The sequence below is a fragment of the Lederbergia sp. B243.17 genome (genome assembly GCF_057657925.1).
Genome location: NZ_JBWBKF010000040.1, coordinates 22656 through 36437 on the forward strand (window position 1 = coordinate 22656; position 13782 = coordinate 36437).

General features: G+C 46.0%; 10 protein-coding genes. 9 read left to right on the top strand and 1 reads right to left on the bottom strand.

Annotation, left to right across the window (positions count from 1 at the left end):
- The first annotated feature begins 55 nt into the window (after positions 1–55).
- Positions 56–2290 (top strand): helix-turn-helix transcriptional regulator, encoded by a 2235-nt coding sequence (locus AC0TWI_RS08030; protein ID WP_488125824.1) that lies wholly within the window; start codon positions 56–58, stop codon positions 2288–2290.
- A 244-nt stretch (positions 2291–2534) separates the two neighbouring features.
- On the opposite strand, the gene AC0TWI_RS08035 is transcribed toward AC0TWI_RS08030, so the two are convergent.
- Positions 2535–3419, bottom strand: coding sequence for a carbohydrate ABC transporter permease (locus tag AC0TWI_RS08035; RefSeq protein WP_488125825.1), 885 nt, complete (start codon positions 3417–3419; stop codon positions 2535–2537).
- A gap of 394 nt (positions 3420–3813) precedes the next feature.
- Between AC0TWI_RS08035 and AC0TWI_RS08040 the strand changes: the two genes are divergently transcribed.
- The 8 genes from AC0TWI_RS08040 (at position 3814) to AC0TWI_RS08075 (ending at position 13770) form a co-directional block, all read left to right on the top strand.
- On the top strand, positions 3814–4707 hold the full coding sequence (locus tag AC0TWI_RS08040; protein WP_488125848.1) for an ABC transporter permease: 894 nt from the start codon (positions 3814–3816) through the stop codon (positions 4705–4707).
- Positions 4708–4725: 18 nt separating this feature from the next.
- The gene (locus AC0TWI_RS08045; protein WP_488125826.1) at positions 4726–5403 is read left to right on the top strand and encodes a YesL family protein; all 678 of its coding nucleotides are present in this window, start codon (positions 4726–4728) and stop codon (positions 5401–5403) included.
- Positions 5372–6889 (top strand): extracellular solute-binding protein, encoded by a 1518-nt coding sequence (locus AC0TWI_RS08050; protein WP_488125827.1) that lies wholly within the window; start codon positions 5372–5374, stop codon positions 6887–6889. Before AC0TWI_RS08045 ends, AC0TWI_RS08050 begins: the two co-directional genes overlap by 32 nt.
- 95 nt (positions 6890–6984) lie before the next feature.
- Entirely contained in the window at positions 6985–8136 is a 1152-nt protein-coding gene (locus AC0TWI_RS08055) for a glycoside hydrolase family 88/105 protein (RefSeq protein WP_488125828.1), read from the top strand.
- Positions 8114–9445: a glycoside hydrolase family 28 protein gene (locus AC0TWI_RS08060; protein ID WP_488125829.1), complete on the top strand. Its 1332-nt coding sequence runs from the start codon at positions 8114–8116 to the stop codon at positions 9443–9445. The genes AC0TWI_RS08055 and AC0TWI_RS08060 overlap by 23 nt, the downstream gene beginning before the upstream one ends.
- Positions 9446–9495: 50 nt before the next feature.
- On the top strand, positions 9496–9957 hold the full coding sequence (locus AC0TWI_RS08065) for a hypothetical protein (RefSeq protein WP_488125830.1): 462 nt from the start codon (positions 9496–9498) through the stop codon (positions 9955–9957).
- Positions 9914–11476 (top strand): glycoside hydrolase family 43 protein, encoded by a 1563-nt coding sequence (locus AC0TWI_RS08070; RefSeq protein WP_488125831.1) that lies wholly within the window; start codon positions 9914–9916, stop codon positions 11474–11476. The genes AC0TWI_RS08065 and AC0TWI_RS08070 overlap by 44 nt, the downstream gene beginning before the upstream one ends.
- A gap of 134 nt (positions 11477–11610) precedes the next feature.
- On the top strand, positions 11611–13770 hold the full coding sequence (locus AC0TWI_RS08075; protein ID WP_488125832.1) for a type IA DNA topoisomerase: 2160 nt from the start codon (positions 11611–11613) through the stop codon (positions 13768–13770).
- Positions 13771–13782: the final 12 nt, after the last annotated feature.

A 13782-nucleotide genomic window follows, 5' to 3' on the forward strand; every position in this document is an offset into this window, starting at 1 on the left:
AAGAGAAGAAAACAAAAAATATGTCAACGCTTACAATAGATTACTCGTTAAGGAAGTGAACGCTTTGAGAAAAGGCAGGGTGTTCTACAGATTATTTATCCCTTTTTTTCTCTTAGGGATTGCACTCGTCACAGGTTTCAGCCTATTTATCTACCACTCTACCTATGACTCTGTAGAGCAAAATTTCTTGCAGGAAAAGAAAAATTATACGAAGCAAATTCTCTATAATGTGGAACAAAAAGTAAGAACAATTGAGTACGGATTTACTACATACAGTTCAACTGCCAATTTCGAAAGTATTTTTACGAATCCCCTGTCTGAAAAGGATTTTGACAGGTACCGGAATATAAAAGAAGAATTGAGTTATATCGAAATGATGGGGATCGAGGGAAGCAAATACAGTTTGACGAGCTTAACGCAAAAATGGAGCATCGTGAACGGCTCCTTGAAAAAGCTGACAGATCAAGAAGTGGCAGAGTATAAAAATTCTTATGTGACCCATAATAAAAATCGGCTTTTCTGGAAACCGATTGATGATGGCATAAGGATGGTCATGACCTTGCCGATGTACAAAAGTGAAAAGTTTGCCTTAGGCATGGCGGACATTCCAAAAAGAAGCATCGACCAGATCGTAGGTGATCAAAACAAGGTAGTGGAGATCTACAATCGCCAAGATGAGCTGATTTATTCCAGCAAGCAGTCTGGCCCATCCTTAACCAGCCGTCAGTATCAGCAAGTAAAGAAAGCTTCGGAAAATAATGGGCAGGCGGCTGATGTATTTACGGATGATCATGCGAAAAAGTATGTATTTGTCCAATCAAATTACAACAACTGGCTATATATATCGGAAATTGATGATAATGAAATTAGCGGAATGATCCATAATACAAGGGTTGGACTTTTCGTTGCTTCCATCCTGTTGATCTTATTGGTAGGCTTCGTTTCGTATATATTGGCTCAGTCTTTCTCACGGCCGATCAAGAGAATACAAGAAAAGATGGACATCAAAGGTGTCAATCTAAAACGGAATGAACTTTCCGTGCTGGCGGAATCTGTCGATCAGATTGTCGGTCAGAATGAACTCCTGACAGCCAACTTGTCAAAGCAAAAGCCGCAACTGGAAACATTGTTTGTCCTTAGTTTATTTAGAAGGCGGATCAATGAAGATGAAGTCATCCACCGATTGGAGCAGTTTGGCCATCATTTTGAAAAGGAAAAAGTGTTTTATACAGGGTTGATTCAAATTGACCATTATGAGGAACAACAATCGGTCGAAAAGGATCTTTTCCTATTGTCGATTAACAATATCGTCGAAAACATGGTTCCGCAACATGAGAGGTTGATTCCGATCGTTTTGAATGATGAAATGCAGGCGACTATCTTTATTTTCGATAAAGACGATCAGGAAGCTGAACATCAGATCATGAAGTACTGCGAAGAGATCCAGAAAGCTGTAAAAAACTCTCTCAATCTCGAAGTCAGTGTCGGCGTTAGCCCAGTTTATCACTCCTTGATTGATAGCAAAAAGGCAGTGGACTTGGCGAAAGAATCGTTGCATTACCGTGTAAATGTCGGAGCCGAGTCAGTCATTTTCTATAAGGACATCGCCCCCATGCTGAACGATGCATCAATTTCCAAATTTCCGGTTGAGCTGCAAAATCAATTGACGAGCGCCGTCCGGTCCGGAGATGAGGGAGAAGCCGCTAAAATAGCTGATCACCTCGTGGAAGAGATCTTCCGTTCGAACAAAAACCCGACCAGCTTGGGCGTTGCTTTGATGCGTGTAGTCAATGAGCTCATCCAATTAGGGCAGCTGCTTGGAGCAGATCCCAACATCTTCAGAAATGTCAAAGGGATATACCAGGAAGCGATGAATGCATATTATCCGGAAAAAATTAAAGGCTTGTTGATCAGTGATTTACTGAAGCCAGTGATCACGAGTACACAAGATAAAACAGAGGCAGGCTTCAAGTCGTTGTCCGATAAAATTACAAGCATTGTCCAAGCGGAATTTGATAAGGAAATCTCTCTTGAAATGATTGCCGACCGGCTTCATTACAGCCGCAGCTATTTGAGTAACGTATTTAAAAAAGAATACGGCGAAAGCTTTGTCGACTATTTAATGGAATATCGGCTGGAAATGGCAAAGGAATGGCTGGAAGAGAGCGATATGACAATAAAAGAAATTGCGGAACGGTTGCAATACCGGAATTCACAAAATTTCATCCGCTTTTTTAAGAAAAAAGAAGGCATAACCCCGGGGGACTACCGCAAGGAACATAGGCATTAGGACTAGGATGTAATGGCAGCTTTGGTTTTTCATCAGAAAAGAGAAAATAGAAAAGTTGATTTTCGCTCCAGATGGCACGCTTTCTGAGGGGCGTGCCTCGGAACGGAAAGCAACAGAACTCGCACACATTTATTTACTTACATAAAAGAGGGGCTATCACAGAAAATCGTTTTTCAATGACTTTCTGGGCAGCCCCTTTTGTTTATACTTTAAAGCTTCTACATGGGCCAAGGCGTTTCTCTGATCACCCTTTTACCGAGCCGACGAGTGCGCCCTTCACGAAGTGTTTTTGAACGAAAGGATACGCAATGAGCATAGGGACGGTCGCGATTACAATGACAGCCATTTTGATGGTCTGGGCAGGAGGGACAACATCCACGGAGGAGCCCTCAGCTTGCATTCCGCTGGCCACGATGACAATTTGCCGGAGCAAAATTTGAATCGGCCATTTTGCAGAATCATTGATATAGAGAATCGCTGTCATATAGGTGTTCCAGTATGTGACGGCATAGAATAAGGAAATCGTTGCAATTGATGGCAAGGCAAGCGGAAGCATGATTTTCAGGAAGACGCCGAAATCTGTGCATCCATCCATCTTTGCCGATTCTTCCAGACTATCAGGCAGCGCTTGGAAGAAGTTCCTCATAATAATTAAGTTGAAAGCGTTGATTGCCACTGGCAAAATCAAAGACCAATACGAGTCGATCAATCCGACAGCTTTAACAACCAAAAAGGTGGGAATCATCCCGCCGCTGAATAACATGGAGAAGACGACAAGGAAATTGATGAATCCCCTTCCAACCAGATATTTCCGTGATAAGCCGTATGCCATAAATGCGGTAAGGATCATACTTACCAATGTACCTATCCCGGTGACACCGATTGAAACGGCCAAGGACTTAAATATAGTCGGTGTCGACAAAATATACCGGTAAGCATCTAAAGAAAAGGTATGGGGAAAAAGGATAAACTTTCTTGCTACGACTTCCTGTGTAGAGGCGAATGAACTTGAGATGATATTAACAAACGGCAAAAAACAAACGAGGGCAATCAAGACCAGGATGGTTCCGTTTACAATAGAGAATACTCGTCCGCCTTTCGAATACTTTTTCTTCTTCGTGTTATTCATATAGATCCTCCTCGTATGAAAAGCATAGGTTGATAAATTTACTTTCACCATATCATCCGCAACTAATTCCGTATATAATCAGTACCCCACAATAAAGAAAGCGCTTTCTATATCTCAAAAAAATACAATAGAAAATTCAGTTATCTTTTTGCGTGGTGATACTCATTAGGCATTGCTCTAATTTGGCTGGGAAGCCTATTGCAAAGGCTTTTGAAAGCGCAAACACGAAATGATTATATACGTAATTTGCGATATTACATATGCTTGGGAAAGAAGAAAAAGTAATGAGCAACGCAAGAGGAGGGGAAAAATGGAAAGCACTGTTAAAGTAGCAGATGAGACTTTGCCCATTTTAACGGCGAAACAGCAGAAAATCATCAACAGAAAAAGAACAATGGCCAGCATCAGAAAAAACAAGTTCCTCTATCTAATGATCTTTCCCGGCGTATTGTACTTCCTTATCTTCAAGTACTTGCCGATGGCTGGTCTCATTATTGCCTTTCAAGATTATCAGCCTTTCTTAGGAATCATGGGCAGCCCATGGGCGGGAATGAAACACTTCGTCCGACTATTTACGGAACCGACGTTCTTTATGCTATTGAAAAATACATTAATATTATTCGGGTTGAATCTATTCATATTCTTTCCGATGCCTATTATTCTGTCGCTCATGCTGAATGAGGTGAGGAATCGGTACTTTAAGGCAGGCATTCAGACGATCATTTATATTCCGCACTTTATGTCATGGGTTATCATCGTGTCGATCACATATGTCTTCTTAAATGTGGATGGCGGGATCATCAACGAATTCCTGGCAATCATGGGCATGGAGAAAATCAACTTTCTGACCTCGCCGGATTGGACAAGAACGGTATACATCCTTCAGGTGATCTGGAAGGAACTGGGCTGGTCCACTATCATTTATTTGGCGGCTATAACAGCGGTCGACACTCAATTATATGAAGCAGCTGAAATAGATGGCGCAGGGCGTTTGCGGAAAACTTGGCATGTTACGCTGCCGGCAATCCGTCCTGTCATCATCACCCTGTTAATCTTGAAGATTGGAAGCACGCTGGACTTGGGCTTTGAGCATGTGTATTTGTTGCTCAACTCGCTAAACCGCAACGTGGCAGAAATCTTTGATACGTACATCTATACGGCAGGGTTGAAAAATGGCCAGTTGAGCTTCAGTACAGCGGTCGGATTGTTCAAAGGCGTTGTCGGCTTGATCTTGGTCATGCTTTCAAACAGGTTGGCGAAGAAATTTGGCGAAGATGGCGTGTATTAAAAGAAAGGAGGGGCGAAGATGCTGAATTCAGTAGAAAAGCTCAATCATTTTTTCACGGGCATTTTGAACTTGGTCTATATCCATTTTCTGTGGATTCTCTTCACTTTAATGGGATTAGGTATATTCGGCATCGGCCCCTCCACTTACGCATTGACAAGTATATGCAGGCAGTGGATTCAAGGCAAGCATCCTCCAGTTTTTAAAACCTATTGGATGTTCTACAAGGAGAACTTTAAGGAATCGGTCCTGGTCAGCTGGATTTACCTGATCATGGGGTATGTGATCATTGTCGATTTGATGTACGTATCCAACTGGTATATAAGGGCTGCGTTGTTTGTAATAAGTTTCATCTACCTGGTATCACTGGTTTATATCTTTCCGATCATGGCCCACTACAATTGGAAGGGGTCATTCCTGAAAATAAAGATGTCGTTCTTATTCGGCGTTTCCTACTTGCAGTACACGCTCGTCTTGCTTTTGTCACTCGTCTTGCTTTATTGGGCGGCGATCAGCTTTTTCCCTGGAATTCTAACCTTCTTCGGTGTTAGCTTTCTATTCTATTGTAGTACGTGGACAGCTCTGCAAGTATTCGCCAGAATGGAAGCGCTTAATACAGATGAGGTTGAAGATAAAAAAATATATTATTTTACAAAGGAGAATCGGGATGAAACTAACAAAGGGGTCGAAGTTAGCTAGTGCAGGTCTTGCGGCAATGTTGTTTTTGGCAGGTTGCAGCGGTGACGCAACATCCGGTAAAAAAGAAGAGAAGGCTGCAGCCGATGAAAATGTGACAAAGGAGATTACGTGGCTAAACATCCTCCATACGGCATCGCCGCCAACGGATACCGTTTTAGATGAAATTGAAAAGAAGACCAACTCCGACATCAAATTTTCCTGGATTCCGGACGCATCAAAAGAAGAACGGATTAATACTGCATTAGCGTCAGATTCTCTGGCTGATATTGTCACGCTGACGATGCTGGAGAACTCGTCTGTCCGTAATGCGCTTAAATCAGGCATGTTCTGGAATGTGGAAGATTACTTGGATGAGTTTCCGAATTTGAAAGAGATTTCGGAGGATATCCGGACATCAGCATCGATCGAAGGAAAGCTGTACGGTGTTCCTTTTCAAAAAGATTTGGCTCGAAATGGTGTAGTCATCCGCAAAGATTGGCTGGATAATCTAGGCCTGTCTGAACCGAAAACTACAGAAGAGCTGATGGAAGTAGCCAGGGCATTTACAGAAGATGACCCGGACGGCAATGGAAAGAAGGATACGACCGGATTCATGGACCGCAGCGACCTCATCTATGGCGCTTTTAAAACATTGAGCTCCTACTTCGGCACACCGAATGAGTGGGAAGTTGACAAAAAAGGAAACTTTACGGCCGAATTCGAGACAGATGGTTATATCGAAACGATGGATTATATGAAAGAGTTGTATGATAACGGCTGGATCAACAAAGATTTTGCTGTAACAGCGAAAACGGATCAGCAGCAGAACTTTGCTCAAGGGAAAGCGGGAATTTACGTCGGGGCCTTATTTGACGGGAAAAACCTGAAAACAATGTCTGCGGGTATCCAGGATAATATGGAATTGGCTCTCGTGAGCGACATGACATCCAAGTCCAACCCAGAACGTGCCATCTGGTCTGCGGGCAATGGAATTGGAGGCTTGCTTGCATTCCCTCGCTCGGAAGTAAAAGACGAAAAAGAATTGAAAAACCTGTTGCAATTTGTCAATGACCTGATGGATCCTGAAGTTTACACATTAATGACGTACGGAATCGAAGGCACCCATTACACAATCAATGGAGACGGAGCTTATGAAATTACAAACCAAGATCTTTGGCAGCAGGAAGTACAGCCATTTGCTTCTTCCCGTCCTAAAGAAACAGGCTACAATTTGAAAGATCCAAACCCGCTAAAAGCTGAAGCGGATGAGAAAATTCTTGAAAACGCTCAATATGCCGTATTCAACCCTGCTGTGCCTTTAGAGTCGGCAACTTTTACAACACAAGGTTCAGAATTGGATAAAATCGTCACTGACGCCACATACCGCTACATTCTAGGCGAAATCGGTCTGGAAGATTTCAAGAAAGCAGTCGAGAACTGGAACAAGTCCGGCGGCACAACAATCAAAGAAGAGTACAAGGCAGCCTATGAGGCCGCCAATAAATAATAGCTAAACCGAAGGAACTGGATAAAAGGGAGGAACACATATCCCCTCCCTTTTGTTCTTTCAATCGAAATTAGATAGAAAAGGAGAGTGTCAGAATGGCAGAAGTGAATTGGTCTATACGGACAGCCGACTCCATTATGGAAAGGCTGCCACGTCTTTATGAGGGCAAAGGCTGTAATGGAAAGTGGTCCTATGACTATGGAGTGATTTTAAAAGGCTTTGAACGGGTTTGGAAGCAAACGGGAGAACGGAAATACTTCGAGTATATAAAGGAAAACATGGATTACTTTGTCCAGGAAGATGGATCAATCAGGGCGTATCGCCTGGAGGAATACAATATTGACCACGTGAACAATGGAAAAATGCTCTTTGTCCTTTACAAAGAAACAGGTGAGGAAAAATACAAGAAAGCTGCAGATTTAATACGATCACAGTTGGAGCAACACCCCAGAACGTCTGAGGGTGCATTTTGGCATAAACAAATTTATCCTCATCAAATCTGGCTGGACGGACTGTATATGGGTACCCCATTTTATGCGGAATATGTGATGGCTTTTGAGGATGGAAAAGGGGTGGCTGATTGCATTCGCCAGTTCCAGGTCAGCTACCGTCATTTGATTGATAAGGAAACAGGTCTCCTCTACCATGCATGGGATGAAAAGAGGGTGCAGCCTTGGGCCGATAAAGAAACAGGGTTGTCCGAGAATTTCTGGGGGCGATCGATCGGTTGGTATGTCATGGCATTGGCTGACACATTGGAAATCTTGCCGGAAGACACACCTGACCGTGCTTTCCTCATTGAAATATTGGAAAGCACATTGAGGGAATTGGTGAAATACCAAGACGAAAAAAGCGGTGTTTGGTACCAAGTAACCGACAAAATCGGCGAAAAAGGCAATTACTTGGAAGCCTCGTGCAGCAGCATGTATGTATGCGCCATCGCGAAAGGGATCCGGCTCGGAGTGCTTGAGCGAGGAGAATGGGAATTACCTTTGCGGAAAGCTTATCAAGGCTTGCTTGATGAATTTGTCCTGATCACGAAAGAAGGATGGGTGAACTTAAACAAAACATGCCAAGTGGCGGGGCTCGGTGGAGACGACCAGCGTGACGGCACGTATGCGTATTACATCAGTGAACCGATCATCTGCAACGACCAGAAAGGGTTAGGGGCATTTTTACAGGCGTTGGCTGAATTTGAGGAAATTATGAGTGGAGGAAAGGAAATTGACGTCTTATCTTATAACTGATTTCGGAGCGGCGAGTGATGGGCGGGTATGCACGCTGTCGATCCAGAAGGCGATTGATAAGGCACACCAACATGGCGGCGGAAAAGTTGTTATCCCGGCGGGTGAATTTTTAACGGGCGCCTTGTTTTTAAAGGATCATATTGAACTGCACTTGTCTCCGGGAGCCGTATTGAAGTTTTCAGATCGACAGGAGGATTATCCTGTTGTCCGTTCACGCTGGGAGGGGGTGTTGCGGGAAGTGTATGCTTCCTGTATATATGCTGAGGATGCGATGCATGTGTCTGTCACCGGCTTTGGCACCATAGAAGGAAATGGAATGAGATGGTGGGACATATTCCGGAACCAGCGCGATCAATTGGCTTTTCCAAGACCGAAGCTGATCAGCTTTGATGGCTGTGAGCATGTTTCCATTAAAGATGTAACGTTGAAGAACTCGCCTAGCTGGACGGTGAACCCGATTCGCTGCCACAATGTCACGATCGACAACGTATCCATTTTCAACCCGGCAGATTCGCCCAATACGGATGGAATTGATCCTGAGTCTTGCAAAAATGTCAGGATCAGCAACTGCCATATTGATGTAGGGGATGATTGCATCGCCATCAAAGCAGGGACGGAAGATACGGCAGAACGGGTATCATGCGAAAACATCACAATTACGAATTGTACGATGGTGCATGGACACGGAGGGGTTGTGATCGGCAGTGAAATGAGCGGCGATGTGCGCAATGTGGCCATCAGCAACTGTGTGTTCCAAGATACGGACAGGGGCATCCGGCTGAAATCACGGCGCGGGCGCGGTGGCATCGTTGAAGATATACGTGTCAGCAACATTGTCATGGACAGGGTGATGTGCCCGTTCATTCTGAATCTCTATTATTTCTGCGGGCCGAAGGGAAAGGACAAATACGTCTGGGACAAAAATCCTTATCCTGTTACAGATGATACGCCAATGTTCAGGCGAATACACTTTTCGGATATTACCGCCCGGAATGTCCATGCTTCTGCCGGCTTCATTTATGGCTTGGCTGAACAATATGTGTCGGAAATTTCTTTCCACCGCGTCGATATTTCTATGGCGGAGAACGCCGTACCCGGAAAACCGGCGATGATGGCGGGGATCGAAGACATGAACAATCGCGGTTTTTACGTAGGGTTTGCAAAAAACGTCCTGTTCGAGCGAGTGACGGTTGAAAATCATATAGGGCCGGCTTTCTATGTGGAATACAGTGAAAATGTCGAAGTGGAACGCTGCGAATCAAGGAACACGAAAGCGGAAGAAGAGTTGCTGGAGGAAGTCATGATGTAATGCTGGAACAGCAGAACGATCATCAAGTCTGATACGAAAGGAACAACGGCATGAAGCGAAAATGGGAAGGAATTATCGGATTGGCAGGCGCGGTATTTTGTTTGATTTTTCTGGGAGGGTTTTCATTAACCCTTACAACAATGGAGGAAAAGGTGTTCAAGAACACGGTATTCCCGATTCTTCAGGAGGGAATTTCCGAAGAATACGTTTCCGATAGCTTTGAAGCGATAAAAGCACTGGCTGCCTGGTTTGGCACGACACTCATCATCGCGATCATCCTCGTTGCTGTTGCCACCTTTATCCTGTGGAAGAATCGGAAACCGAAATGGGCAGCACTATTTTATACAGCGGCCGGTGCTGCGACGTTGATCGGCACACAGATGATTGCCTTTCCGCTGGCCTTTCTATTTTTCGTTGCAGCCGCGTTATGTGTATTCAGAAAAATAACAGAACAAAGAGGAGATAATCATGTTCCGAACCAAAATCGTCAATCCGATTTTACCGGGATTTAATCCCGACCCAAATATATTGCGAGTAGAGGATACATATTATATTGCTGTTTCGTCATTTGAGTGGCTGCCCGGCGTCCGAATTTACCAATCAAAGGACTTGGTCAATTGGGAACATGAGACAGACATCTTGACGGACCAAGTCGATTTACAGGGAAACCCGCAAAACGGCAGTATTTGGGCTCCGCAAATCAGTTATGCGGATGGGCTATTTTATCTGATCTATACGGACGTGAAAAGTACGAAACGCCCATTTAAAGACAGCCATAACTATCTGATCTCAGCCCCGAGCATTAACGGGCCGTGGTCGGAGCCTGTTTATGTAAACAGCAGCGGTTTCGATCCTTCCTTATTCCATGATGAGGACGGGCGTAAGTGGATCCTGAATGAGATTTGGGATTATCGGATGGAAACGGGCAATAAGTCAGCCGGTGTCGTGCTGCAGGAATACGATGCAAAAGAGCAGAAATTGGTCGGGCCTGTGCATAAGATTTTTGACGGCACGGAGCTGGCAAAGACAGAAGCTCCCCATTTATATCGTCATGGAGGCTACTACTATCTGATCACAGCAGAAGGCGGGACAGGGTCCGGCCATGCTGTGACAATCTGCCGGGCAAAGGATATGACAGGGCCATATGAAGTGGATCCGGATTATCCGATGCTGACAGCGAGTGACAAACCTGACTCTCCGCTGCAATGCTCGGGACATGGCAGCATCGTCCAAACCTCGACAGGGAACTGGTACATGGCCTATTTGTGCACCCGGCCGCTTCAAGGAAAAGCAATCTTGGGCCGTGAAACGGCGATTCAAGAGGTGTACTGGACGGAAGATGGCTGGCTGCGGCTGAAAGACGGCGGCAATGGCCCGCAGCTGGAAACGGAAATCGTTACAACGGAGCCTGTCACGCAAAGAAGGAATACGGATTTCCAGGACGATTTTAACGGGGAACTTGCAAAAGAGTGGAACACGCTGCGCATTTTGGCCGATGATTCCTGGTGCAATACAACAAGCCGCGAAGGCTATTTGCGCATCTTCTCGGGCGACTCGGTTCAATCGCTTTTTGATCACCATATCCTTGCGATCCGGCAAAAGGACTTTCATTTCCAGGCGGAGACGAAACTGGATTATACACCGGAAACATACAATCAAATGGCCGGATTGCTGCTGTATTTGAATGACAGCCGTTATATGTATGCATATGTGACAGTCGACGAGGAAAAAGGGCGTGTGATCCGGTTGATGCAATGTGTGGATGGGGAATTCACATTATTTCCTGAGATCATCCCGCTTGAGAGTGGGGAGGTAGGGCTGAAGGTAGAAGTGGACGGTCCTGTGGGCCAATTCTTTTACCGGATGGACAATCAGGATTCTTGGCAACGGATTGGTGAAAGCTTGGATGTCACGATCCTAGCAGGCGGATTTACTGGGAACTTTGTCGGCATCGGTGTCCATGACATGGACCGGAAGGCTGGATCCTATGCTGATTTTGCTTTCTTTGAATATGTTGGGTTGGATAAATAGGCAGCCTGTTAAAAAACGTTTAGCTATTGGGCTAAGCGTTTTTTCTTTTCACGGCTTGAGGCATGTCTTCCAATTGTCCGGCTCTTCCGGTACAATAGAGAGAAACGAACGTACGTTTTGATGGAGGGATTGGAATGCAGGCGATCATAGCGGAGAAGTCGTCCCAGGCACAAGCGTTGGCGGCGCCGTTCAAGCACGCGAAGAGGGGAAATCATATCGAGATTGCACCTTGCCGGGAATTTCCCGATGGGGCGCTGCTCACTTGGTGCAGCGGGCATTTATTCGAAATTGCCGAGCCGCATGTGATGAATCCGGAGCTGAAAAAGTGGCGGCTGGAATCGCTGCCGATGATTCCCGAGTCTTTTCAATATCAATTGATCCGCTCTAAAGCCTCCCGCTATCAGGCGGTCAAAGAAGTGCTTCGAGATCCGCGGGTGAAAGAGATTATTGCTGCTGGAGACCCGGCCAGGGAAGGGGAGCTGATCGTCCGGCTCGTCGTCAAGATGGCAGGCGTGAAGAAACCGATGCGCCGGCTATGGGTGAGCAGCCTGACAAAGGCCGCTGTTGTCCAAGCATTCGGAAATCTGCGCAGCATCGAATCGACGACTCCGCTTTATTACGAGGCCATGTCCCGCAGCTATGCGGATTGGCTGATCGGGATGAATGCGAGCCGGGCGTATACGCTTTTGATTCAGAAAAAAGGCGGCGGCCGGACCGTCTATTCCGTCGGCAGGGTGCAGACGCCGACGCTTGCAATGGTCGTAAAGCGAGAAAGGGAGATTCAAAGCTTTGTGTCTGAACCGTTTTATGAAGTGGTTGCCCGTTTTGACGTGGCAGGTAAAGGATATGAAGGAAAATACACAACTGAAAAAGGGACCCGCTTCGCCAAAAAGGAAGAGGCAGAGAAGATTCAGCAGGAGACGAACAAACAGGAAGCGGTTGTCGACAAAGTTATCCGCGAGACGAAAAATGTGCTGCCGCCGTTTTTCCACAGCTTGTCGAGCTTGCAGGCACTCGCCAATAAACGGTATAAGTTTTCTCCGAAAAAAACGCTCGATGTTACCCAAGCTTTATATGAAAAATCGTATCTTTCCTATCCGCGGACGGACAGCCAGCATGTGACAAAAGGCGAAGCGGCGCAATTTCCCGAAATTCTCGGCAAGCTTGCCAAGCTTGAGCCGTATGCTCAGCTTGCCGGCAGGACGGAACGATCGGTTCTTCATGACAAAAGGTATGTCAATGAAAAGCTTGTGACCGACCACTATGCGATTATTCCAACGGAAAAAGTTCCGAATCTCGGCAGGCTTTCACCCGACGAACGGAAAATCTATGACTTGATTGCCCGTTCTCTGATTGCCGCCCATTACGGCCCGGCGATTTTTGCCCATACGGAGATCAAGACACATGTAAATGGCCATCCTTTCGTTTCAAAAGGAAAGCAGATGCTCGAACCCGGTTGGCGGCAGGTGATTTTTGAAAAGGAAAAGTCCGATGAAAAAAAGGACCCGCTTCTTCCCGATGTATCGGAAGGTGAGCGGGGAATCGCTGACCCGGTCAAAGTGACGGAAGGCAAGACGACCCCGCCAAAGCGCTATACGGAGGGGGAACTGATCACGGCAATGAAGAACGCCGGGCAGACGCTTGATGATAAAGATTTGGGGAAAGTGCTGAAGGATGTTTCCGGCCTCGGTGAAGAAAGCACGAGGTCGAACATCATTGAAAGATTGAAGTCGCTGGAATACATCGAAATCGTCCAGCATCGCGTTGCTCCGTGCGCAAAGGCGTTTATCCTCATGGATGCGGTGCAGGAAACGCTGCTTGCCTCGCCGGAACTGACAGGGCGCTGGGAGCGGCGGCTGAAGGAAATCGGCAAAGGGGAGGCACAGCCCGGTCCATTTATAGAACAGTCGAAACGACTCGCCGGGAAGCTTGTCGAAGATGCGATTCAGGGCGCCGAAGGTTGGGATTTCAGCTCCTATCCCGAAGCAGGCAAGGCGGCTGGACCGCTTGGGCCTTGCCCGAAATGCGGGGAGCCTGTTGTCGACAAATACCGGGTGTACGGCTGCTCCAAATGTAATTTTATCTTGACGAAAAAGCTGCTCGGAAAAACGATCAGCGAAACGAATGCGAAGAAGCTGTTGGAAAAAGGAAAAACGAACTTGATGAAGGGATTTAAAGGGAAAAAGCCATTCGACGCGTATCTCGTCTGGAAGGAGAAGTCGGAAGGGAGCATCCAGTTTGAATTCCGCAAGTTTGCACCGAAAACCGGCAGAAGCAAAGGCGCCCCGCGTTAATAACGCGCGGGC